The 24452-nt window shown below is 57.0% G+C and carries 22 protein-coding genes and 2 pseudogenes; 14 read left to right on the top strand and 10 right to left on the bottom strand.

What is annotated here, in order from left to right:
* Positions 1 to 59: 59 nt before the first annotated feature.
* Positions 60 to 1499, top strand: a complete 1440-nt coding sequence (locus OA238_RS17175) for an MORN repeat-containing protein (protein ID WP_044038451.1) — start codon at positions 60 to 62, stop codon at positions 1497 to 1499.
* A 290-nt stretch (positions 1500 to 1789) separates the two neighbouring features.
* Here OA238_RS17175 and tnpC read toward each other — a convergent pair whose 3' ends face one another.
* Together tnpC and OA238_RS17185 are read right to left on the bottom strand one after the other, a co-directional pair.
* Positions 1790 to 3205 (bottom strand): IS66 family transposase, encoded by a 1416-nt coding sequence (tnpC, locus tag OA238_RS17180; protein ID WP_015496146.1) that lies wholly within the window; start codon positions 3203 to 3205, stop codon positions 1790 to 1792.
* 169 nt (positions 3206 to 3374) lie between these two features.
* Positions 3375 to 4190 (bottom strand): annotated as a pseudogene (locus OA238_RS17185) (IS630 family transposase); the annotation flags it as partial.
* A gap of 97 nt (positions 4191 to 4287) precedes the next feature.
* Here OA238_RS17185 and OA238_RS17190 point away from each other — a divergent pair.
* Positions 4288 to 5268: an integrase core domain-containing protein gene (locus OA238_RS17190; protein ID WP_015496148.1), complete on the top strand. Its 981-nt coding sequence runs from the start codon at positions 4288 to 4290 to the stop codon at positions 5266 to 5268.
* Between the two features lie 4 nt (positions 5269 to 5272).
* Here the strand turns inward: OA238_RS17190 and tnpA are convergent, their stop codons facing one another.
* Both tnpA and OA238_RS31905 read right to left on the bottom strand, forming a co-directional pair.
* Positions 5273 to 5692, bottom strand: a complete 420-nt coding sequence (gene tnpA, locus OA238_RS17195) for an IS200/IS605 family transposase (RefSeq protein WP_015494130.1) — start codon at positions 5690 to 5692, stop codon at positions 5273 to 5275.
* 187 nt (positions 5693 to 5879) lie between these two features.
* Positions 5880 to 6134, bottom strand: a pseudogene (locus OA238_RS31905) (IS630 family transposase); the annotation flags it as partial.
* A gap of 620 nt (positions 6135 to 6754) precedes the next feature.
* On the opposite strand from OA238_RS31905, the gene OA238_RS17200 reads away from it, so the two are divergent.
* From OA238_RS17200 to OA238_RS17245, 10 genes are all read left to right on the top strand, one after another.
* Positions 6755 to 8287, top strand: coding sequence for a cryptochrome/photolyase family protein (locus tag OA238_RS17200; protein WP_015496149.1), 1533 nt, complete (start codon positions 6755 to 6757; stop codon positions 8285 to 8287).
* Positions 8288 to 8317: 30 nt separating this feature from the next.
* Complete coding sequence (locus tag OA238_RS17205) at positions 8318 to 8533, top strand: DUF2805 domain-containing protein (protein ID WP_015496150.1); 216 nt, start codon at positions 8318 to 8320, stop codon at positions 8531 to 8533.
* Between the two features lie 21 nt (positions 8534 to 8554).
* A complete protein-coding gene (locus OA238_RS17210) occupies positions 8555 to 9901 on the top strand; it encodes an ABC1 kinase family protein (protein ID WP_015496151.1) in 1347 nt (448 codons plus the stop codon).
* A gap of 60 nt (positions 9902 to 9961) precedes the next feature.
* Positions 9962 to 11248: an acetylornithine deacetylase/succinyl-diaminopimelate desuccinylase family protein gene (locus tag OA238_RS17215; protein ID WP_015496152.1), complete on the top strand. Its 1287-nt coding sequence runs from the start codon at positions 9962 to 9964 to the stop codon at positions 11246 to 11248.
* Between the two features lie 16 nt (positions 11249 to 11264).
* Positions 11265 to 12740, top strand: a complete 1476-nt coding sequence (locus OA238_RS17220; protein ID WP_015496153.1) for an ABC transporter substrate-binding protein — start codon at positions 11265 to 11267, stop codon at positions 12738 to 12740.
* A gap of 142 nt (positions 12741 to 12882) precedes the next feature.
* On the top strand, positions 12883 to 13827 hold the full coding sequence (locus OA238_RS17225) for an ABC transporter permease (protein ID WP_015496154.1): 945 nt from the start codon (positions 12883 to 12885) through the stop codon (positions 13825 to 13827).
* Complete coding sequence (locus tag OA238_RS17230) at positions 13824 to 14639, top strand: ABC transporter permease (protein ID WP_015496155.1); 816 nt, start codon at positions 13824 to 13826, stop codon at positions 14637 to 14639. Before OA238_RS17225 ends, OA238_RS17230 begins: the two co-directional genes overlap by 4 nt.
* Entirely contained in the window at positions 14636 to 16213 is a 1578-nt protein-coding gene (locus OA238_RS17235; RefSeq protein ID WP_015496156.1) for an ABC transporter ATP-binding protein, read from the top strand. The genes OA238_RS17230 and OA238_RS17235 overlap by 4 nt, the downstream gene beginning before the upstream one ends.
* A gap of 1 nt (position 16214) precedes the next feature.
* Positions 16215 to 17657, top strand: coding sequence for an aldehyde dehydrogenase family protein (locus OA238_RS17240; RefSeq protein WP_015496157.1), 1443 nt, complete (start codon positions 16215 to 16217; stop codon positions 17655 to 17657).
* Positions 17658 to 17666: 9 nt separating this feature from the next.
* Complete coding sequence (locus OA238_RS17245; RefSeq protein WP_015496158.1) at positions 17667 to 18671, top strand: P1 family peptidase; 1005 nt, start codon at positions 17667 to 17669, stop codon at positions 18669 to 18671.
* Here OA238_RS17245 and modC read toward each other — a convergent pair.
* Genes modC through modA form a run of 3 tightly spaced genes read right to left on the bottom strand, consistent with a single transcriptional unit; the run spans position 18668 to position 21110 of the window.
* Positions 18668 to 19705, bottom strand: coding sequence for a molybdenum ABC transporter ATP-binding protein (gene modC, locus OA238_RS17250; RefSeq protein ID WP_015496159.1), 1038 nt, complete (start codon positions 19703 to 19705; stop codon positions 18668 to 18670). The two genes, OA238_RS17245 and modC, sit on opposite strands and share 4 nt — an antisense overlap.
* Positions 19705 to 20400, bottom strand: coding sequence for a molybdate ABC transporter permease subunit (modB, locus tag OA238_RS17255; protein ID WP_015496160.1), 696 nt, complete (start codon positions 20398 to 20400; stop codon positions 19705 to 19707). The genes modC and modB overlap by 1 nt, the downstream gene beginning before the upstream one ends.
* The gene (modA, locus tag OA238_RS17260) at positions 20397 to 21110 is read right to left on the bottom strand and encodes a molybdate ABC transporter substrate-binding protein (protein ID WP_245581548.1); all 714 of its coding nucleotides are present in this window, start codon (positions 21108 to 21110) and stop codon (positions 20397 to 20399) included. Before modA ends, modB begins: the two co-directional genes overlap by 4 nt.
* A 140-nt stretch (positions 21111 to 21250) precedes the next feature.
* Here modA and OA238_RS17265 point away from each other — a divergent pair, with 140 nt between their 5' ends.
* Both OA238_RS17265 and OA238_RS17270 read left to right on the top strand, forming a co-directional pair.
* Positions 21251 to 21712 carry an NUDIX hydrolase gene (locus OA238_RS17265; RefSeq protein WP_015496162.1) on the top strand — a complete coding sequence of 154 codons (462 nt, stop codon included), beginning with the start codon at positions 21251 to 21253 and terminating at the stop codon, positions 21710 to 21712.
* Positions 21713 to 21809: 97 nt separating this feature from the next.
* Positions 21810 to 22226 carry a DUF1178 family protein gene (locus OA238_RS17270; RefSeq protein ID WP_015496163.1) on the top strand — a complete coding sequence of 139 codons (417 nt, stop codon included), beginning with the start codon at positions 21810 to 21812 and terminating at the stop codon, positions 22224 to 22226.
* Between the two features lie 10 nt (positions 22227 to 22236).
* Here the strand turns inward: OA238_RS17270 and OA238_RS17275 are convergent, their stop codons facing one another.
* Genes OA238_RS17275 through OA238_RS17285 form a run of 3 tightly spaced genes read right to left on the bottom strand, consistent with a single transcriptional unit; the run spans position 22237 to position 24322 of the window.
* Positions 22237 to 22779 (bottom strand): adenine phosphoribosyltransferase, encoded by a 543-nt coding sequence (locus OA238_RS17275; protein ID WP_015496164.1) that lies wholly within the window; start codon positions 22777 to 22779, stop codon positions 22237 to 22239.
* A gap of 20 nt (positions 22780 to 22799) precedes the next feature.
* Positions 22800 to 23456 (bottom strand): DUF2927 domain-containing protein, encoded by a 657-nt coding sequence (locus OA238_RS17280; protein WP_015496165.1) that lies wholly within the window; start codon positions 23454 to 23456, stop codon positions 22800 to 22802.
* The gene (locus OA238_RS17285; RefSeq protein ID WP_015496166.1) at positions 23453 to 24322 is read right to left on the bottom strand and encodes an S-methyl-5'-thioadenosine phosphorylase; all 870 of its coding nucleotides are present in this window, start codon (positions 24320 to 24322) and stop codon (positions 23453 to 23455) included. The genes OA238_RS17280 and OA238_RS17285 overlap by 4 nt, the downstream gene beginning before the upstream one ends.
* Positions 24323 to 24452: the final 130 nt, after the last annotated feature.

The raw sequence follows: 24452 nt of genomic DNA on the forward strand, positions 1-24452 counted from the left end.
TTGTCACGGCGCGCCCTTCCCCCTATCCTGTCTCAAATTCCGCATGAAAGATGTTTGAAATGATGCGCTTTACGTCCTACCTAATCGCCGCCCTCTTGATGGCAACACCTGCTTTGGCGCAATCGGTTCAAACCAAACAATACGACGACGGCGGCATCTATGAAGGCCAGTTCTTGGGTGGCTTGCAGCACGGACAAGGCACATACAGTCTGCCGAACGGGTACCAGTACGACGGCGAATGGTTTGAAGGCGAAATTCGCGGCAATGGCACGGCGCGATTCCCCAACGGATCGCTGTATGAGGGTCAATTCGCCGCCGGAAAGCCCGAAGGCTTCGGCGTTATCAATTTTGCCGATGGCGGCACCTATGAGGGTGACTGGCTTGATGGTAAAATCACCGGACGCGGCATCGCGCGCTACGCCAATGGCGTCGTCTATGAGGGCGACTTTCGAAATGCCATGCACCACGGCCAAGGCACTATGACCAGCCCAGGCGGCTACATCTACGCTGGCCCGTGGGTCAATGGCGTCAAAGAGGGCGAAGGGTCTATCACCTACCCCGACGGCGCGCTGTACAATGGCACTCTGGTCAGCGGCGAACGCCAAGGCGTGGGAACCCTGACCATGCCCGACGGTCTGGTTTATGAAGGCACATGGGCCGCTGGCCAGATTGAGGGCACAGGCCAATTGATCCAACCCAACGGCGATATCTATGAGGGCGACCTCGTGGCAGGCCAACGCCAAGGCGTCGGCACAGTTACTTTCGCGAACGGTGACGTTTATGTGGGCGGCTTTATGAATGATCTGCGCAACGGTAACGGCATATTCACCGGCGTAGACGGCTACCGCTACACAGGCGAATGGGTCAACGGCAAGAATGAGGGCACCGGCGAAGTCACTTATCCGGACGGGTCCATCTATGTTGGCAGCTTCGTGGGCGACCTCGCCGATGGCACTGGCAAGATCACCTACCCCGATGGCTCCACCTATGAAGGCGGCTGGGAGGCTGGCGTAATCAACGGGACCGGTATCGCAACCTACGCCAATGGCCTCGTCTATGAGGGCGATTTCCTCAACGCGAAAAACCACGGCATGGGCACGATGCGCTACGTTGACGGTTACACCTATGTCGGCGCTTGGGACGACGGACAGCGCAGCGGGTTCGGCACTGCGACCTACGCCGATGGCACAATCTATGAAGGCGATTTTGCCAACGGCCAACGCGACGGGGCCGGAAAAATCACGATGGCTGATGGATTCACCTACGAAGGCCGATGGTCCATCGGCGAAATCTCAGGCCTCGGCGTCGCGACCTACACCAATGGCGACGTCTACTCCGGTGAATTCCGCTCAGGTCGACGCCAAGGCGACGGCACCATGACCTACGCCGCCTCCGGTCAAGTCGCAGACGGCGAATGGCAAGACGGCGCACTGGTCACACAAGGTGCAAACAATCCATCAACGGATGGCGTATCCGCGCCAGAACCCGCAACGGAGTGAAGGGCGGCTTTGCGGACTTTATGGCCATTCAATTTCGTCGTGCGAATGTCCGCTGCTCACAAAGCGCACCCAATTTCTGAGGCAGTATACCGCTCGCACTTCTGACCACCCCAGCGGGTGGCGCCGTGGCGTTTGTCACGGCATGGCTGGAGAGGAAGTACGACGGCAAACCCGTTCTGTTTTCGCGCCTATGAAACTGAGAGAGCCCCCGATTGGGGGCTCTTTTGTTTAAATAGAGGTAACTCCCAAGGACCCCATCGGATATCGGGTTTTGTGTTGCCCTTGCGACGTTAGAGCCGAGCGATGATCTGTTGTGGTGATAGGGTGAGTGTTTCGAGGATATTGCCCCCGTGTTTTCTGACCGTCGAGATGACGGATCTGATGTCAGCGAAGACCTGCGCGCCCTCGAGGGTGCGGAAAGTTCCCGAGATTTTCATGCGCAACTTCATCATGCGCAGGTCCCGTTCGGCCTGATTGTTGGTGAAGGGAACTGTGAAGTCCGTAAGGAACCTTAGGACGTCATCACGGTAGTCGCGCAAGCGGACCAGAAGGTTATGGCCTGGCCGCCTGGCTTTTCGGCCTCGCGCACCAGTGCGTCTAGCCAGTGGGTCTTGTCGCTCATGGAAGGCGAGGCCCTCGGTGAGGATCGCCATGTATTTGGTGAGGATGCCGTGGTGAACCGACGTGGGGAGTTCGGTCTCGCCTCGCCCCTGAGCCGCGCACTTGAGCTGATTGGCGCTGTTGAGCAGCACGCTCATCGCGCACGCCCACGGCTCCTTTTCGATTTCTTCGATGGCCTTGAGTTCCCGTAAATGATGCGCCCCGCACAGGGCGTGCGCGTCCACCCCACTCATATGGGCGTAATAGGACTTCCAGTGGTCATGAACAATTGTCCCGCCGGTCAGGAAGGATGGAACAGCACCGCGCTTGGCGCTGATGCGATAATGCGTGAAGGCGAGATCGCTGATTGAGTGCAGCCAGTGCAGCTTACCATCAACACGAAGTCCGGTCTCATCCAGATGCCGAACGCCGCCTTCATTGAGCCGGGCCAGAATGTGTTCGACGACGCCACCCAAGGTACGCGCTGTGCCGTTCACCCAGTTGGTCACGCTGGCCGCGCATAGGCTGGTGGCACCAAACAAATCACGCAGGAGTTGGCAGACCCGATCCTCGGGGATCAGCTGCTGAACATTGCAGTAGACCGCCGCCGCCCGAATGCGCTTACCGTATTGCACGTGTGCATTCACGCCATCGGGAAAGGTGGCTGTCGTCGTGGCTCGGCAATGGCCACAACAATAAATCGCTGCCTGATGCTCTGTGACCTCCAGACGCGGCACCGGTATGTCATAAACCTGACGCCTCTCCACCGCCTTGATCATCCCAGCCGTCAAGCCATGCTGACAGGTGCCACAGGCCTCAGCCTCATGTCGCTCCACAAAGTCAGGCGTTGCTGTCTGACGTAGGGTGTCGCCTCGGTGGCCAACTTGGCCACCACTTTTCTTACCGGACTTACCACGCAGGCTACGCGGTACCGGCTTCTTCAACCCATCACTCGAAGGCGGCTTGCTGCTATTACTGCTGTTCTTGGCCAACTGACGCCGCAGATCCGCATTCTCTTGCGCCATGCTCGCCAACGCGGCTTCCAACTCGGCGATCCTGCGCAGAGCCGTGGCGAGGAGTTGTTCAAGAGCAGTAACTTGGTCCATTCCACCAATGATTCAGAGAAATCGTCACAGCGCCACGAAATTCAGACCACAACAGAAAATTCATGCGCCTAATGGCCAAGGAGACTCACATCAAAACTGACAAACCCGTTATCGGCTGGGGTGCTTGGGAGTTATGCTCCCGCGCCTGAATTGACCTGAGGTTTTCCCCTCAAATCACTTTGTATTCCTTGAGCGATATGACGCGGAAGTTGTCGGTGACGGTGTCGCGGGACTCTGGCCATTTTTCTGGCAGGGTCTTGCGGAAGAAGTCGAAAATGGCCTCTGTGAATTGGTTGAACGTTGCATAGTGCCGATTGTGGGTGACCCATTTGTGCATAACACCCCAAAGACGCTCGATCGGGTTGAGGTGCGGGGCATATGCTGGCAAGAAATGCAACTTCACCCGACGTTCTGGGCTGTCCAGCCATGGCTGTAGTATCTTGGCATGATGATAGCGGGCATTGTCGACAAAGACGTGGATGGCCGTCTTGGTTTGGTTGTTGCGTTCCAACTTTTCCAGCATCTGTCGGGTTGTCTGGGCATTGATCTTCTCGCCTTCCACAAAGGTGAACTGGAAAGTCTCAAGGTCAAGCGCGCCCTGAATGTTGAGCCGCTTGCGCCCTGATGTCGCCTTCAGGGCCGTCTTTTGTCCCTTGGGGAACCAACCATGGGCGGGGCGGCTCTGGTGTTCGGGGTGGACAGCGTCCGAAAAGACAACCATCTCATCTGCGGCCAACCCGTTCATCAGGGCCTCATATTTGGCAATAAACGCAGCCTGCTTGGCTTCATCGGCCTGTGCAGGCAGCAATTGTGGTTTCTTATACGCGAACCCCAGGCGGCGCATCAGCTTGGCGGCTCCCGACGTGCTGTAGTTTTGGTCGCACTCGGCTAGAACATAGGCACAGACCTCATCGGCATTGCGGGCAGGCTGCGCAGTGAAATGGGCTCTCACCGCCTGCTCTTGCACGACGGACAAATGACCCTGTGAATAAGTTCAGATAGATGTGAGACAAAATTTTGTTGCCAAGATTTAGGCGACCTCGGAGACTGAGAATTGAAAGAAACCAGCTCACGAGGCCAATATGCAAATCATCGGACTGCACAAGAACGTTTATAAACTTTATGCTTGGGCGCGGACACAAGAATGTTTGGACGTGTACCGTATCAAATACGAAGGTCAGGTTCGGCAATGGGACGACTTACGTACAGAGGGCGTTTCTCTATCAAAGTGCGCTGAATTCGTCGGCATCTCGCGCGCGACATATTACCGTCACAAGCGTATTTTGAAGGTTTTGGCGCAGGCAATCATACCGCCTTCAAAGGCTCCCAAACGCTGCAACAAGTCACAGTGGGGCGAGGCAGAAAAGCAATTGGTGCTTGAGGCCCGCCGCGACAATGAAACCTACGGTAAGGAGAAAATAGGGGCCATCTTGCGTCGCGACAAAAAGCAAACCATGAGCGATAGCACCGTGGGGCGCATTTTGAGCTTTCTAAGGAAAAAAGGCCTGATCACACGATCAAGATCTGCGCCCCAAAAGCGCAAGCGTAATTTTTCCAAGGGGCATGCCAAGGGATGGAAATATAGGGATTACAAAGATATTGTGGTTGGCGAGCGTGTGCAGATCGATCATATGACTGCCACGAAGAACGGCGTCACGTGCAAACACTTTCAAGCCTGGGAGAGGTGTAGCAAGCATATCCACGCGCAAGTTTATTCGAATGCCACGGCACGCTCTGCCAAACGGTTTTTGCAAGAACTCGTGGAAATAGCTCCCTATAAGATCATCTCAATTCAAGTCGATGGCGGGTCTGAGTTTATGGCCGATTTTGAGACAGCGTGCGAACAGATGGAGATCCCGCTCATTGTGCTGCCGCCAGCAAGGCCAAAATACAACGGTGGTGTCGAGCGCGGTAACCGCACCTTCCGCGAAGAGTTCTATGCATGTCGTGATCTCATTGCCGACAGCATAGGAGCGATGCGGTTTGAACTTCGAAAAGCCGTCAATAAATACAACACATTCAGGCCTCATCATGCCTTGAAAGGCAAGACACCAATGGACTGAACGACTACCGGCTGACGCCGGTAGGTTCCCTTTTTGAATGTAATTCAAGATACTGAAGTATGACAGCGTCAGTGACATTGCCGCTGGTTGTTGAGAAAAATCCGCGAGCCCAAAACCGCTGGCCCCAGTACCGTTTGCGCAGTTCGGGAAACTCGCGCTGTATCTTATAAGACGAGCGTCCCTTGATCCGCATCATCACCTTTGACAATGCTATCTGAGGCGGGACCGATATGAACATGTGGACGTGATCGGTCGACAATACGCCCTTCTCAATATGCACGCCAAGTTCTTGGCATGTTTGGATAATGATTTCACGGATACGCTCACGCATTTCACCGCGCATAACTTTGTATCGGTATTTTGTTGTCCAGACGACGTGAAACCGGTGATAAAATTTGGTATGGCTTCCTGTGGAATAGATCATAATCTTCCCTCTCATTTTTAAGACCCTTACCGCTTCGCGGGGTCTTAAAAATGAGAGGGAAGATTATAGTACATTACGCTAAAGCGGACCGGCTGGAAGCCGGTGGCTTTAATCCCGTTTGTGGAAAGTAAATTCGAATCACTCAGGCCAAAGTCGTGTGAGTCTCAAAACACCTGAACCTATACACCTGACGCTGGCTGTAGTCCTTCAGACCGAAAAACGATAGTCCCGCACCGGCAAAGGCAAATCGCCACTCCGTCAAAACTGTCGGGCCAATATCCAAAATCCGTCAAGCCGTTCCGGCGTCTTCTCCTGCGTCCAAAAGAAGAAACGCGCGCGCCCGTTTCCAAACAAGGGCGTCAACTTTGCGGCGGCGGCAAAGCGCTTCAAGTGCTATGCGCTGCTCGTCGGATAAGGAGACTGTTTTGTATTGCTTGCTCATAAACTCAAAATACAGACTGAATCGCCTTTGGCCATGCGACGAAGTGAATCGCAGGCCCAAAATCGTCAGGTCAATTCAGGCGCAGGAGTATAACTCCGGAATTCCCAACGCAGGACCACATGTCCCGGAAATTTCGTAAGGTGTGGCGGTTCGGTGCCTCAAAACGACTAGTGCAGCCGTTCGATAGTAAGATGGTATCCAAAGTTTTAGGGAAAACTCCATTCTGCACCCATTTATATCCATAAGATACTGCGACATATACTTTCGATAGTAATCGACATGGCTTTGGGTGGCATCCCCGCCATGCGTGGTCCGCGAAGACCTCAGTCACAGTGACCGCCCATCCCATTTGGCTCGATGCTATGTCCAAAGCAAAATATAACCTGAACCTATGCGACATCCGCGTCGCTTACCGTTTTCCAGCTAAAGTATTGGCTTTCAACCTGTTGGCACAGAATTTAAAGCCACGACGAAGGTTCTGCTTCAGCGCAACGCGCGCGAATTTAGGTGGTTGATTTTAACCCGTACAACGCCATCTCAAACTCCATGAAAAGCAACGACAAACACGCGCCTATACACAGAACTTCTAGCAACCCCTTTCGACGGAGGCGGGCCAACCCATGAAGCTGCGTTTGATCCTTGGCGACCAGTTAACGATGTCGCTTTCCAGTCTCAACGATGCCACAGACGGCGACGTACTGCTAATGTGCGAGGTCCGCACAGAGGCCACCTACGTCAAACACCACAAGAAAAAGATCGTCTTCTTGTTCTCGGCAATGCGCCATTTCGCGCAGCTGCTGTCGAACCAAGGCACCCCCGTCCAATACGTCAAATACGACGACCCGGAAAACTCGGGGTCGTTGCTGGGCGAAGTGACCCGAATGGCAACCCAGCACGACATATCCGAAGTGATCGTCACCGCCCCTGCAGAGCACCGTTTACAGGTTGAAATGGCCCTTTGGTCAGACGCGCTCGGCCTTCCGGTCACGATCCGCGAGGATGACCGTTTTCTCTGCTCCCCCGCTGATTTCGCGGCCTGGGCCGAGGGGCGCAAACAATTGCGAATGGAATATTTCTACCGCGACATGCGCCGCAAATACTCAGTTTTGATGGACCCCGATGGGCCAATTGGTGGCCAGTGGAACTTTGATGCTGAAAACCGCAAACCACCCGCCACAGGGCTGACCGTTCCAGACACGTATCACGCGCCCCCAGATGCGATCACACAAGATGTCATCGCCCTCGTGGAGACACAGTTCGCCGATCACTTCGGCGACCTGTTGCCGTTTCATTTTGCGGTAACGCGCGAGCAGGCGTTTCTGGCATTGGACACCTTCTTAACAGACCGCCTGCCGCTGTTCGGGGATTATCAAGACGCGATGATCCAAGATGAACCTTGGATGTATCACAGTCATATCGGGCTGTACCTGAACTGCGGTCTGCTCGCGCCGCTTGAATGCATCCAACGCGCTGAAGCTGCGTATCATGACGGCACCGCGCCGCTGAACGCGGTTGAAGGGTTCATCAGACAAATCCTCGGCTGGCGGGAATACGTGCGCGGGATCTACTGGCTCAAAATGCCGGACTATAAGGCGTTGAATTTCCTTGATGCCAAACGTCCGCTGCCCGCATTTTACTGGACCGCCGATACGCAAATGAACTGCATGCGCCAATGCATCACCGAAACCAAACAAAACGCCTACGCGCATCATATCCAGCGGCTCATGGTGCTGGGGAACTTTGCCCTGATCGCGGGGCTTGATCCGGACGCGGTCAATGAATGGTACCTGCTAGTCTACGCCGACGCTTATGAATGGGTCGAATTGCCGAACGTCACAGGCATGGTTCTGTTCGCCGATGGCGGGACCATGGGCAGCAAACCCTATGCTGCCAGCGGGACATATATCAACAAGATGTCGAATTATTGCGGGTCTTGCCGCTACAAACCGACCGTCAAGAACGGCCCGACCGCCTGCCCGTTCAATTACCTGTACTGGGATTTTATGGACCGCAACGCAGCCAAACTGAACCGCAATCCGCGCATGGGCATGACCTATAGAACCTACGCCGGCATGGACGATGAAAAACGCGCCGCGATCAGCGACGATGCGCAGCGGTTCTTCAAAGCCATTGATCGGGGCGAAAATGTTTGACCGCTCAGACCGCGGGGCTAACTGAACATTATGCAGAAAATATCCGACCTCAGCCCAGAACATATCAGCGATATCGTGCATATGGCGCTGTCCGATCACGTCAGCTTTGCCACCATTCAGGCGGAATACGGACTTGGTGAAAAAGACGTCAAAGCCCTGATGCGCGACACGCTGAAAGCAGGAAGTTACAAGACATGGCGCAAGCGGGTGCGCGATTTTGGCGACCGGCGGGAAACCTACAAATAGGGACCCAAATGGGTGACAAACATGAACGATAAACCAGACGATGATCGCTCAATCGTCATTCCGTCGGGGCGGCTGTCGCGGCTTGGCCATATGGGTGCGATGACGTTTGGCGTCATGGGAAACATGGTGGTGAATGGTGCCGCGCAGCTTGGCAAAGGCCAGCGCCCCGTGATGAAGGATCTCTTCCTCACGCCAAAAAACATCACCCGCGTCACCGATCAGCTGTCGAAAATGCGCGGTGCGGCAATGAAAATCGGCCAACTGGTGTCGATGGATTCAGGCGATTTTTTACCGCCGGAACTGGCACAGATCATGACAAGGCTGCGCAACGACGCACACCCGATGCCCCCCGCGCAGCTTAAACAGGTTTTGAATGCGCAGTGGCCCAACGGGTGGTTGAAATCGTTCACCAAATTTGATGTGCGGCCCATAGCTGCGGCGTCAATCGGGCAGGTCCATCGCGCCCAGCTGAAAGACGGGCGCGATCTGGCGATGAAAATCCAGTATCCCGGCGTGGCCAACAGCATCGACAGTGACGTGGCCAACGTCGGCGCGCTGATCCGCATGTCGGGTCTGCTGCCAAAGGGGTTTGAACTGGCGCCCTACCTGCAAGAAGGGCGCAAACAACTGCACGATGAAACCGATTATGACCGTGAAGGCGCGCAATTGATGCGGTTTCAATCCCTGCTGGGCGCGGCACCGCAGTTCGTTGTCCCGACGCGGCACTCAGACTGGTCCACGCCACAAATCCTCGCGATGGACTACGTGACTGGCATCCCGATTGAGGATGCAGAAAACGACAGCCAAACTGTCCGCGACCAGATCATCACCAACCTTCTGGATCTGACATTTCGCGAATTGTTTGAATTCGGCTTGATGCAAACCGACCCCAATTTCGCCAATTATTTGTACCAGACCGACACACATCAGATCGTTCTGCTCGACTTCGGGGCAGTGCGCGCCATTGATCCGGCCGTCACCGACCAATATCGCGCGTTGATCCGCGCGGGGTTGGACGATGATCTGGATGACATCCTGAAAGCCGCACAAGACATCGGGCTATTCGATTCCGCCACCCGCAACGCCCACAGCATCATAATTGCCCAAATGATCCGTCGCGCGTTTGGCGTAATCAAAGATGGAATGGCAATTGATTTCAGTCAAGATGACTTGCCCCAACAGCTTCAAAGGGATGGCTTTGCGCTGTTTGAGGACGGGTTCGTACCGCCTGTCTTGCCGATGGATGTGCTTTTGATCCAGCGGAAATTTGCGGGAATTTTTCTGCTGGCCGCGCGACTTCGGGCGCGAATTGATCTGGCAGGCATGTTGCACCGCCATGTCCGCGCACCGGACCCGCCCGCGCACTAATCCCTGTCCGAATGCACCTCGCCCCTTGCGGCGCCGCGTGCCCTCGCCAATACTCGCCCCATGACTGACCTTGCCCCCCTTCTTGCGCGGATCACGGACAAACGCGATGACCTGATCGCTTTGACGCAGGATCTGATCCGCATCCCGACGCTCAATCCCCCAGGCGATAATTATCGCGACATTTGTGACTATCTGGACCGCCGCTTGTCCGCACACGGCTTCACAACCGAACTGATCCGCGCCCATGACACCCCCGGCGACAGTGAAAAATACCCCCGTTGGAATATCGTGGCACGCCGCGACGGCGCGCAAAAAGGCGACTGCGTGCATTTTAACAGCCACACCGACGTGGTCGAGGTCGGCAATGGCTGGACGCAAGACCCGTTCGGCGGCGATCTGATTGACGGCAAAATCTACGGACGCGGTGCATGCGACATGAAAGGCGGACTTGCAGCATCGATCATCGCGGCTGAAGCATTTATCGAGACCTACCCCGACTTTCACGGCGCGATTGAGATTTCAGGCACAGCGGATGAAGAATCCGGCGGCTATGGCGGCGTCGCCTACCTTGCCGAAAAGGGCTTTTTCGATCCAGCGAAAGTCCAGCACGTCATCATCCCCGAACCCCTGAACAAAGACCGCGTTTGCCTTGGCCATCGCGGCGGTTGGTGGGCGGAAATTGAAACATTCGGCGAAATTGCACATGGATCAATGCCGTTTCTTGGCGATTGCGCCGTGCGCCACATGGGCGCTGTTTTGAACAAATTCGAAACCGATTTGTTTCCCGCAATGGCGCTGCGGCGCACCGACATGCCTGTCGTTCCCGAAGGCGCACGACAATCGACGATGAACATCAATTCGATTCACGGCGGTCAAAAAGAACAGGCGGACGATTTCACCGGCCTGCCCGCACACTGCGTGCCAGATTCGTGCCGCATCGTCATTGATCGCCGCTTCTTGGATGAAGAACCGCTCGATATGGTGCGCGATGAGGTGACTGGTATTCTTGACGGCCTCAAATCCAGCCGCGCCAAATTCGACTACGCGCTGACGGAGCTTAACCACGTGTTGCCATCAATGACCGACCGCAACGCACCGATCGCCGCCACGATTGCGGGACAAATTCAAAAAGTGCTCGGAAAGCCCGCACAATTTGTTGCCAGCCCCGGCACCTATGATCAAAAACACATCGACCGGATCGGCAAATTAAAGAACTGTGTCGCTTACGGACCGGGCATTCTGGAACTGGCCCACAAACCCGATGAATATATCGGGGTTGATGATATGATGGTGAGTGTAGAGGTTATGGTCAGAAGTCTGGCCGCACTGCTACTGCCAAAAGACTAATCAAGGAGGAATCGATATGACCCATTTTACCAAACTTCTATCTGCCAGCGTGCTTGCTCTGACGGCCAGCATCGCGTCGGCGCAAACCAGCATCACTGTCGCCATCCAGTTGGAACCACCGAACCTTGACCCCACGGGTGGTGCAGCGCAAGCCATTGATTCCGTGCTGTATTCAAATGTGTTTGAGGGCCTGACGCGGTTCATGGCCGACGGATCCGTTGTCGCGGGCCTCGCACAAAGCTGGGACATTTCCGAAGACGGGCTGACCTATACCTTCATGCTCCACGATGGCGTGACGTTCCATGACGGCACCACCATGGATGCCGAAGATGTAAAATTCTCACTTGATCGTGCCCGCAGCGAAGAAAGCATCAATGCGCAAAAAGGCCTGTTTGCCGATATCGCTGATGTCACTGTCGTTGATCCGCTGACGGTCGCTGTCACGCTGTCCCAACCCAACGGCATGATCTTGTTCAACATGGCATGGGGTGACGCCGTGATCGTTGCGCCAGAAAGCATTGACACCATTGCCTCAAACCCGATTGGCACCGGCGCGTTCACCTTCACCGACTGGGTCCAAGGCGACCGCTTGGAACTGACACGCAATAAGAGCTATTGGGGACAGCCCGCCGCGCTCGAAACCGCGACGTTCCGCTTTATCTCCGACCCCACAGCCGCGTTTGCCGCTGTGATGGCCGAAGACGTCGACGCCTTTGTCGGCTTCCCTGCCCCCGAAAACCTGCCACAATTTGAGGCTGATCCACGGTTCCAGGTCCTCGTTGGCAACACCGAGGGCGAAACGATCTTGTCGATGAACAACAAAATGCCACCCTTCGATAATGTCTTGGTGCGCCAAGCCGTGTCACTGGCCATCGACCGTCAATCAATCATTGATGGCGCAATGTTCGGCTATGGCACACCCATCGGCACGCACTTTGCGCCGCACAACCCCGACTACGTCGACCTGATCGCCAACAGCACCTACAACCCTCAACGCGCCCGTGAATTACTTGCCGAGGCTGGCTTTGCGGACGGGTTCACAACGACGCTGAAACTGCCGCCGCCCTCCTACGCACGGCGCGGCGGTGAAATCATCGCAAGCCAACTGCGCGAGGTCGGGATCACGGCCGAAATCAGCAATCTCGAATGGGCGCAATGGATCGAAGAGGTCTTTAACGGGAATGACTTTGGCCTGTCGATCGTGTCCCACACCGAACCGATGGACATCGGCATCTACGCTGATCCTAAGTATTACTTCCAATACGACAATCCGGAATTTCAGGCTTTGATGGACACGCTGAACGCCACCACCGACCCTGCCACACGCAGCGCATTGCTCGCAGACGCCCAAACGATAATCTCTGAGGATTACGTCAACGGCTACCTGTTCCAGCTTGCTGTGCCGACAGTCGCAAAGGCGGGTCTGAACGGCCTCTGGCTTAATCAGCCGACAGCCGCCGTGGACCTCACCGGCGTCACTTGGTCCGAATGATACGCACCAAAGGGGGGCACAGCGTTTGCCCCCCACACCCGTTGTCTTCCCCAGTCTTTGACTCCCCCGTCTTTGCTTCGAAAATATCTCGGGGAGTCCGAAGGACGGGGCAGCGCGCCCTCATCTGCGGCGCAGACGTCGCATGATCCGCTACATCGCGTCGCGCCTCCTCTCGCTCACCCTCAGCCTCATCGCAGCTAGCATCGTTATTTTTGCAGTGATCGAAGTCATTCCCGGTGATCCCGCGGCCTTCATGCTTGGCGTCAATGCCCGCCCTGACACGCTGTTGGCGCTGCGCGATCAAATGGGCCTCAACGACCCGCTACCCTTGCGCTATTTCACTTGGGTCACAGGGATGCTGACGGGCGATTTTGGTATCTCATGGACCTATAAAACCCCTGTTGCCGAACTGGTAAATGACCGCATTTGGGTCTCCCTGCCCCTTGCGATCTACGCGCTGTTCCTCTCCACGATCATTGCCTTCCCCGCTGGCATAATTGCCGCCAGCCGTCGCGGTGGCATGGGCGATGTGTCGATCATGGGCGCGACGCAACTTGGTGTTGCGATCCCGAATTTCTGGTTCGCCATGATCCTTGTGCTGATCTTCGCGATCAAGCTGCGCTGGTTTTCAGCTGGCGGGTTTCCCGGCTGGGACACGCCCCTGCTCGCGATTAAATCCCTGACCCTTCCCGCAATCGCATTGGCGCTGCCACAAGCGGCAATTCTTGCGCGTGTCATGCGCTCCTCGCTCCTCGATAATCTTGGGGAAGATTACATTCGCACCGCCCGCGCCAAGGGGCTGACCCGCCGCCAGGCCCTATGGCGGCACGCGGTACGCAACGCCCTGATCCCAGTCCTCACGATTATTGGATTGCAGTTCTCGTTCCTTCTGGCCGGCGGCATTATCATCGAACAAATTTTCTTCCTCCCCGGTCTTGGTCGCCTGATTTTTCAATCCATTTCTGCCCGCGATTTGATCGTTGTAGAAAGTGTGGTGATGCTGTTGGTTTTTGTCGTCATCGTGGTGAATTTCGCTGTGGATCTGGCCTATGCCGTCGTTGATCCACGATTGCGCAGCCGCGCATGAGCCGGAGCATCGCCATAGGAGCAACCTTAACGCTGGTCTTCCTCGGCCTCGCCGCACTGTCGTTTATATATACGCCCTACGACATACAGTCGTTTGATATTCCAAACAAACTTCATCGACCTGATGCCGCGAACTGGCTCGGCACAGATCACTTTGGCCGCGATATACTTTCAATGATCATGTTGGGCGCGCGCACGTCTATCGCCGTCGCCGTCCTCGCGGTGGGTATCGGCATCTGCATCGGCGTCCCGCTTGGCCTTCTGGCCGCCGCGCGGCGCGGATCGCTGCTGGACGAGCTGATCATGCGCGGCAACGACCTCGTGTTTGCCTTTCCCAGCCTTGTGATCGCAATCCTGATCACTGCCATCTTTGGCCCTTCCGCGATCAACGCTATCATCGCCATCGGAATTTTCAACATCCCCGTGTTTGCGCGGCTGTCGCGCGGCGCGGCCCTGCCGATCTGGGAACGCGATTTCATCCTCGCGGCGCGCGTTGCGGGCAAATCCAGCCTGCGCATCTCAATCGAACACATCCTGCCCAACATCACCAACCTGATGATCGTCCAAGGCACGATCCAGTTTTCCCTCGGCATTCTCGCCGAAGCCGCATTGTCCTACATCGGCCTCGGCGCGCAGCCCCCCACCGCAAGCTGGGGGCGCATGTTGGCAGACGCGCAAACGCTCACCTCAATTGCGCCGCACACGGCCCTGATACCCGGAATGGCGATCGTCTTGATGGTGCTGGGCCTCAACCTGCTGGGTGACGGGCTGCGCGACTGGCTCGACCCACGGATCAGGATTGCCAGAACATGACCCTGCTTCACATCCGCGATCTGATATTAACCATCGGGACCACAGACATTCTGCACGACGTCGATTTGCAGCTACAGCGCGGGGAAATCGTCGCGATCACGGGCGAAAGCGGGTCGGGCAAATCGATGACCGCCCTGTCGATCATGGGCTTGCTGCCGCGCGGTGCGCGCAGCTCAGGGCAAATCCTGCTGGATGGAACCGATATCCTGACCACGTCGGAACCCGACCTGTGCAAAATGCGCGGCAACACCATGGGCATGGTATTTCAAGAACCGATGACCGCGCTCAATCCAGTCCAAACCATCGGCGATCAGGTGGCCGAAACGATCCTCATTCATGAGAATACGAGCAAGAAACAGGCGCACAAACGCGCCGCCGATATGTTGCAACGCGTCGGGCTTGATGTTGCACCTTTGCGGTTTCCCCATGAATTATCCGGCGGCCAACGCCAACGCGTCGTCATCGCGATGGCCATCGTGAAACACCCCAGACTGCTGATCGCGGATGAACCGACAACGGCGCTGGATGTAACGACGCAGGCCAACATTCTGACGCTTCTCAAAGACCTCGTGCGCGAATTTGACATGGGGCTTTTGCTGATCACCCACGATCTGGCTGTGGTCGCGGACGTTGCCGACCACATCGTCGTCATGCAAAAAGGCCGCGTCGTGGAATCCGCGCCGACGCACGATCTTTTGGCGAATATGCGCCACCCTTACACCCGCGCGCTCTTTGATGCGTCGAGCCATCAAGTTGACCTGCCTGTACATACAGGTTGTGTACAGCTTGTGCACGCAAGTCACATCGTGCGTGACTACCCAGCGCGGCGCAAAACGCTGTTCGGTCCGCGCCCTAAATTTCGCGCACTCGACGACGTCAGCTTTACAATTGATCGCGGTGAAAGGGTCGGATTGGTCGGCGAAAGCGGCTGTGGAAAATCCACCTTAACCCGCGCGCTGCTAGGTCTTGAAGACGTACAAGGCGGCACCATCACGCTAGACGGCGCACCTGTCTTTGCGGGCAAGAAACCCAACCTGCCCGTGCGGCGAAAAATGCAGGTGGTGTTTCAAGATCCCTACGGGTCTTTCAACCCGCGCCACCGCGTTTCGCGTTTGGTATCAGAACCTTGGCACCTGCTTGATCACCCCCCCGACAACCCAGAAGCACGCATTGCCGCCGCATTGGAAGACGTCGGTTTGTCGGCGTCTGATGCATCCAAATACATCCATGAATTTTCTGGTGGCCAACGCCAGCGCATCGCAATCGCGCGCGCCCTGATCGTGGAACCCGACTTGATCATTTTTGACGAAGCGGTGTCAGCACTGGACGTATCGGTTCGCGCACAAGTTCTTGATTTAATTGCGGACCTATGTCGAAAACGCCCGCTTGCCTATCTGTTCATAAGCCATGATCTGACAGTTGTGCGCAGCGTCACAGATCGCGTTCTGGTGATGAAATTCGGTCAAATCGTCGAACAGGGCGCAACTGAATCCGTCTTCAACAACCCCCAACACCCCTACACACAAACCCTATTGGCCGCCGCCCCCAAGCTGCCTGATTTTGAGGAAGCCTGACATGCCACTGACGCCCTTTGACATCCCCGTCGCCCACCATCTGATCGGTGGTAAATGGACACCGGCCAAAGCGACAATCCCTGTGACGGACCCCTCCACGGGCGACCCGCTCAACTCCATCGCGCGCGGCACTCCAGCCGATATAGACGCCGCCGTGACCGCCGCACACACCGCGCTGAACGGTGCATGGGGTGCAATGACGGCGCTGGATCGTGGCCGCATCCTAAGCCGCATCGGGCAGGTCGTTTTGACACATGTTGATGCGCTTGCGGAGCTGGAATCCCGCGACGTCGGCAAACCCCTGACGCAGGCCCGCGCCGATGCCGTGGCACTGGCACGGTATTTTGAATTTTACGGCGGTGCGGCGGATAAAATCACAGGCGAAACAATACCTTATCAGGCTGGATATACCGTTTATACTCTGCGCGAACCGCATGGCGTCACGGGCCATATCATCCCTTGGAACTACCCAATGCAGATCATCGGGCGCTCGGTGGGGGCGGCACTTGCGATGGGCAATGCTTGCGTTTTGAAACCTGCCGAAGACGCCTGTCTCACGGCACTGGCGTTTGCGCAAATAGCGACGGACGCGGGTCTTCCGGCCGGGGCGTTAAACGTCGTCACGGGCCTCGGCGCTGAAGCTGGCGCAGCTCTGTCGTCACATACTGGCATAGCGCATATGTCGTTCACCGGATCAGTCCGCACGGGCGAAATGATCCAGGCAGCGGCTGCAAAAAACGTCATACCCGTAACGCTAGAACTTGGCGGGAAATCCCCGCAGCTTGTGTTTGACGACGCGGACCTCGACCGCGCACTGCCGTTCTTGGTGAAAGCGGGCATCCAGAATGCTGGCCAAACCTGTTCGGCTTCCAGCCGCATCTTGGTGCAGCGCGGCGTTTACGACACCGTGCGCGACCGCATGGCCGCTGCCTACCGTGCCTTGAAAGTTGGCCCCGCGATGGACGACCTCAACGTCGGACCCTTGATTTCAGCCCGCCAGAAAGACATCGTGTTGGGCTTCCTCGCCAAGGGTGCCAACCTCACCATCGCGGCACGCGGGCAGATCGTGACCGACGCCGCCGGACATTATGTGGCCCCAACATTGTTTGCGGACGTGCCACCGGATCACCCCCTCGCCCAAGATGAAATTTTCGGACCGGTACAAGTTTTGATCCCCTTTGACGACGAAGCCGACGCCCTGCGCATCGCCAATTCGACAGATTTCGGTCTGGTCGCATCCGTTTGGACAGCGGACGGCGGGCGCCAGATGCGACTGGCCAAAGCGTTGAAGTCAGGCCAAGTCTTTATCAACAACTACGGCGCAGGCGGCGGCGTGGAATTGCCGTTCGGCGGCGTCGGAAAGTCAGGCCACGGCCGCGAAAAGGGCTTTGAGGCGCTGTACGGTTTTTCAACGCTCAAAACCGTAGCGGCATGGCATGGTTAGGGGAATTCAATGACTTACAAGACAGGGCCGCGAAATTTGATCACCGACATCACAGGCCTGCGGGTCGGCAATGCGCAAGACGCCACGCTAAAATCCGGCAGTACCGTTCTGCTGGGGGATGCGCCCTTCACCGCATCGGTCCACGTCATGGGCGGCGGGCCTGGCACGCGCGAAACTGACCTTCTGGCGCCTGACAAAACCGTGCAACAGGTTGACGCCTTGGTGTTGTCGGGCGGATCGGCATTTGGTCTGGATGCCTGTGGCGGCGTCGCGGATGGCTTGCGCGATATGGGTCGTGGGTTCGCTGTGGGAAACGTCACTGTGCCGATTGTCCCTGGGGCCATTGTGTTTGATCTGATCAACGGCGGCAACAAAGCGTGGGACGTAAACCCCTACCCCGCATTGGGTCGCGCGGCCTTGGTCAACGCGACGCAGGACTTTGCGCTTGGCAGCGTCGGCGCTGGCACGGGTGCGATGGCCGCACGACAGAAGGGCGGGCTTGGATCGGCGTCCGTCGTGTTGCCGGACGGCACGACCGTCGCCGCCCTTGTCGTGGTTAACGCATTGGGCAGCGTCACGACCCACGGGGATCGCCATTTCTGGGCCGCTCCATTTGAAATGGGCAATGAATTCGGCGGGCTCGGTCCCGATCCGGCAGGCGGGTACACTGCGCCGGACCCAAGCCGTAAGGAACGTGCGATGGGGCTGCATGCGTCCGTCGGTGCCAATACCACGATCGCCATTGTCGCGACCGACGCGCCGTTGACCAAAACGCAATGCCACCGTCTTGCGGTGAATGCCCACGACGGCATGGCCCGCGCAATTGTGCCATCCCACACACCGCTGGACGGTGATTTGGTGTTTGGTGTGTCGACAGGGACCGGCGCACCCATAGATCACGCGGCCTACGCCCCGATTGGCGCAGCAGCTGCAACATGCCTGAGCCGCGCAATCGCGCGCGCGATCTATGAAGCGACGCCAGCACCGGGCGATCTTATCGCGACCTACCGCTAACCAACATCCGCAGGCGCAATCGCTGTGGCCTTCAGGATCGCAAAAATCTGGTCGCCAACGGCCAATCCCATGACGTCACACGACCGTTTTGTCACCCGCGCCAACAGGCGGGCATCGCCCGCAGTCAGCGCCACCGCCACCCCAGGACCAGCGCCGCGTTCCAAAGCTGCGATGGTGACGGGCAAGACATTCAACGCACTGATATCTGTCGGGGCAGAGCGTGACAGGATCACATCCTGCGCCGGAACTCGCACGCGCACAGTGCTACCTGCACGCCCCACCGCCCCCGGCACCCAAAGCGCGCCAGCGCCAGTTTCAATCTTGGTCAAACCGTCGGTTGCGTGGCCAACAACACGGCCCGTCAAAACGGCACCGGCATCACGAACGCCCAAAAATGGCACCGCCGCAGGGTCGGCCAATACGTCCTCGACGGTGCCCTCCAGCACCACGCGGCCCTCGTTCAAGACGACGATCCGGCTGGCCAATCGCGCGACTTCGCCCATGTCATGGCTAACATACAGGATCGGGATCGCCGTTTGGTCGCGCAATGCTTCGAGGTATGGCAACACTTCGGCCTTACGCGGCGCATCCAAGGCCGACAATGGTTCGTCGAGCAGTAGGACCTTGGGTGCTGACATCAACGCACGACCAAGGGCGACGCGTTGTTTTTCACCCCCCGAAAGCGCGGCGGGAAACCGATCCAGCAGCGCGCCCAGACCCAACACCGCAACAACCGCGTCTTCATCGTGGACGCCGCCATATCGCAGGTTTTTCAGGACTGACATATGCGGAAAAAGCCGTGCGTCTTGAAAGACATAGCCGACACCGCGTTTGTGCGGTGACAGCTTGGACAGGTCGCGGCCATCCAACGACACTTCGGCGCGATCACACGCCAGCAAGCCCGCAATGGCGCGGATCACACTGGTTTTCCCCGACCCTGACGGGCCAAAAATTGCGGTGACGCCTGCTGGCGCGTCCAACGTCACATCCAATGCAAAACCGTCAAATTCCTTGGCGATGGATACACGCAGCATCACACAGCCCTCCGTCTGGTGACCCGCTGCGCGAGCAGTTCAGACACGATCAATGCGACAGCGGCGATGGCGATGGACACAATGGCCAACCTTAGGGCCAGCGGTTCCCCACCCGGCACTTCGAGCAGCGTGTCGATGGACAGCGCCAGCGTTTGCGTCTGTCCCGGAATGTTGGATACGAACGTCACTGTCGCGCCGAATTCGCCCATGCCTTTGGCGAAGCCCAATACGGTACCAGCCAGAATTCCAGGCCATGCCAGCGGCAGGGTGACCGTGCGCAGGACACGCAGTCGAGATGCGCCCAAAGTGCCTGCCGCTTCTTCCAATCCTTGGTCAATCGCTTCAAGCGACAGGCGGATCGCGCGCACCATAAGCGGGAATCCCATGACGGCAGCGGCCAGCGCGGCCCCCGTCCAGCGGAACGCGAAAATGATCCCGAACAGCTGTTCAAACACTTCGCCCAGTGGCCCCGTGCGCCCAAAGCCGAGCAACAGCAGATAACCCGTCACCACCGGTGGCATGACCAGCGGCAAATGCACCAAAACGTTCAACGCTTGGCGACCAAAGAACGATCCCCGCGCCAAAGCGTATGCGGCGGCAAATCCGAACGGCAGGCTGAACAACGTCGCCCAAAACGCAACTTTCAGGGACAGCCAAAGGGCAGTCCATTCGGCGGGGCCGAGCCAGTCGGTCATGGCGCAACGTCCAAGCGGGAAAACCCCCACCGCACAAGGCTGTCTTGCGCCGCAACGGATTGAAGATATACCATAAAATCTGCGCTTTTCGGTGTCACTTGGGCAGCGGAATAGATGATGTCGGGGTGCGTGTCAGGTGCAAACGCATAAACTTGCGTCAGGTTGGGCAGCGCCACCAGATCGCTAGCATAGCCGATGCCCAAAGGGGCCTCTCCAAGTTCAACAAACCGTAGTGCTGCGCGCACGTTGGCGGCTTGGACAACACGCGCGGCAACGCTGTTCCATAGGCCCAATGACACCAGTGCCGCCTTGCCGTAGCGCCCCGCCGGAACCGCATCGACCTGCGCCATTGCGAGCACGCCGTCGCCCAATGCCGCTTCAATGTCTTGCGGGTCGGCAATCGGTGCATCATCGCGCCCGATCAGCACCAATTGATTGCCCGCAAAGGCGGTTACCTGCGCAACAGTGCCTTGCGCCACCAGCCAATCGGCCCAGTCTTGATCGGCCAGCAACGCCACGTCCGCAGGTGCTGCGCCCCCGACCTGACGCGCGATAGCTGAGGTGGCAGCGAATACCAGAACCACGTCCGTTCCAGTTTCTGCCGTATAATGCTGCGCCACTTCACCCACCGCATCACGCAGGCTCGACGCGGCGAATACGGTAATCGTGTCAGGCTGAATTTCAGAATGGACCACTTGCGGACATGCCATCAAAGCGAAAAACCACAACAGCAGGTAGTGGCCCGAAAACCTTGTAAATCTTTGCAAAGGGCTCATACTTTCGGTAGATAATTCCATAAGATAATTGTGCGCACCAACGCGCGCGAAGGGCAACAGGCGGAACCGCAAACATGAACAGTTTGCTGCAACAAGAAATTATATTGGGTGACGCGGCCAAAACGGACCTGCGCACGCAATTTGCGGCGTTGTGCTATCGCATCAAGAACGAAAAAGTGCAATTTTGCCTGGTGACGTCGCGACGTTCCGGTCGGTGGATCGTACCGAAGGGCTGGCCAATGAACGGGCAAACTCCGATGGACGCCGCTGCAACAGAAGCCTTTGAAGAGGCAGGCGTGCGTGGCAAAATCGAACCCCGCCCGATCGGTGTATTCAGCTACTACAAAGTCCACTCCAAGAATGAATTACCCTGCATTGCTGTGGTTTATCCACTCAAGGTTAAAAACGTACTTCGGACTTGGCCAGAACACAAAGAACGCAATCGCAAGTGGCTGTCGCGCAAAAAAGCCGCCGCACTTGTGGATGACGCGGAACTCAGCCAGATCATCATGCGGTTTCAGCCTGACACCGCCTAGCCTAGCCTGTGCGACCTTGCCCTTGCGCTTGTGCGGCCCTACTTTCTAATCTGTCGACGTTCTTGACGTCTGACCACTCTTGCAAACCGAGGACCCCTTGATCCGCTACACACTCAGCTGTGACAAAGACCACCAGTTTGAAAGCTGGTTTCAGTCTTCAAACGCCTTTGATGCATTGGCGCTGGGGGGGCATTTGTCCTGTGCGGTCTGTGGATCAGTGGCTGTGACGCGGGCGATGATGTCGCCGTCTGTTCCTGCCAAAAGCCGCGCGAGCGATTTAAAAACGCCCACGTCAGGTGCAGAGAAAGCACTGACAAAGCTGCGTAAATACGTTGAAGACAACAGTGATTATGTTGGTCCTAGCTTTGCTGATGAAGCCCGCAAAATGCATGATGGCGACGCCCCAGAACGCGCAATCTGGGGCGAAGCGAATTTCGCAGACGCCAAAAATTTGATAGAAGACGGTATACCCGTCGCCCCCTTGCCGTTCATGCCCAAACGCAAGACGAATTAGGCCAAATGAATTAGGCCCCGTCAAATGCACATAATGCGTGCACGTCCATGCCGAGGTTTTCAAGTTTTGCACGACCGCCCAGTTCTGGCAGGTCAATAACAAAGGCGCAGCCCACGACGTTGCCGCCAAGTTTTTCCAGCAGTTTGATCCCCGCTGCCGCCGTCCCACCTGTGGCCAGCAGGTCATCAACAACCAGAACCTTGGCTCCGGCCTCAATCGCGTCGTTGTGAATTTCCATGACCGCCTCGCCGTATTCTAGCGTGTAGGACTGTTCAATCGTGGCACCGGGCAGTTTGCCCTTTTTGCGGATTGGCACGAACCCTTTGCCCAACTGGTGCGCAATCGCCCCACCAAGGATAAATCCGCGCGCTTCAAGTCCGACCACCACGTCGATGTCTTCGCCCGCATAGGGATGCAACAGCTGATCCACCGCCATGCGAAACCCGCGTGGATTGGCAAACAAAGTCGTCACATCGCGAAACATAATCCCTTCGTGGGGGAAATCAGGAATGGTGCGGATGTAGTCGCGAACGGTTTTGGCAGGGGTTTTCATATTGGCTCCTTGAGGGACGGTTAGCGCGCAGGGTAGTGAAATCGCAACGCTGCGCGATCTTGCACTCCCAGCTTGGTGACGGTGTTGCTGTCTTCGGAAAACACGGATCGGGTTTCGTAATACGAATTGCGAATGTCGGTCATCAGGCCCATCGCCTGCGTCAGTTCTTCAAGCATGATCGGCCCCGCCTGATCAATCGGAATATCGGCAGCAAACACAATCGCTGCGTCGGTCAGGGATTGGTCGCCGTCCCAGAACACCTGTATTTGTGCGGCCCCGATTGGAATACCGTCCATCTCTGGATAGCCCGTACCGCGAATGGCATCACCAGCACGGATCGCCTGTAAGTACAGCAAAATGTGTGCGGGTTGAGAGTTCGAAACGCGGCGCAGGCTCAATCCTGGGGCGGCGGCGTTGATCTGGGTAATTGTTGTATCCAGCGCACGCGTCATTTCCATTGCTAAATCAACGGGATAATTCTGAGGAATGGGCGCGAACGTCACTGTGATCACTGGCGGGTCCCACCGGATGATCGGTTCGTTGCACCCCTGCCCAGGCAGGGCGGCACATGACACCAAACTATAAAACTCCCCATCTGTAAGCGGCCCGTCGGTGACAACATATTCCTGCGCCGCAAGCGGCGTTGCCAGCAATAAAGCCAACAGAAATCGGATCAAAGCACCCGCCCCGCGACCGCATCAAGTTTGGCTAAAAGAGCTGGATCACGGGCCTCGGGTGCTGTCATGATCGCAAAATCCAGCGCGCGATCACATCCGCGAGGACAGGCTTCGTGCGTTTGGCCCAGCCGTGCAGCAATATCCACAACCATGGATTTCGCCGCTTTTGAATTTGCGCCCAAGGTCGAATTGATGTCGGAAATGTCGACGCTACCGTGGTCGGGGTGCCAACTGTCATAATCAGTGATCATCGCAACGCTGGCGTAGCAAAGTTCCGCCTCCCGCGCCAGTTTCGCCTCTGGCATGTTGGTCATGCCGATGACATCGCAGCCCCAAACCTCGCGGTAGAGTTTGCTTTCCGCTAACGAAGAAAACTGCGGGCCTTCCATCGCCAAATATGTGCCACCTCGGTGGATGGTAACGCCCGCCGCACGCGCCGCCAACTCAACCGCATCGCCCAAACGGGCACAAACAGGATGCGCGACACTGACATGGGCGACGCAACCGGTGCCGAAAAACGACTTCTCCCGTGCAAACGTACGGTCAATAAAATCACTGACGATGACAAAATCCCCAGGCGCCATGTCTTCGCGAAACGACCCACAGGCTGACACTGAAATCACGTCCGTGCAGCCGAGCCTTTTCAGCGCATCAATATTGGCGCGGTAGGGAACTGTGCTGGGCGAATGCATATGCCCGCGCCCGTGCCTTGGCAAAAACGCAACATCAACGCCGCCCAGTTCACCGGTCAGGATTGCATCAGACGGTGCACCCCACGGACTATCGACGTCGACCCACTTTGGATTTTGCAGACCTTCAATGTCATACAGCCCAGACCCGCCGATGATGGCGACTTTTGTTTGCATACCAAAACCCCTTTCGCAATTTCACAACTCTGCCGAGTGTGGCGCCGCTTGTGAAGGCCACAAATGCGTCTGCGCGCCGCCGCACGGGGGTGACTTTACGCAGGGCTTCGGCTAGACCGCGCGCAATCGA

Source organism: Octadecabacter arcticus 238 (genome assembly GCF_000155735.2).
Lineage (GTDB): Bacteria > Pseudomonadota > Alphaproteobacteria > Rhodobacterales > Rhodobacteraceae > Octadecabacter > Octadecabacter arcticus.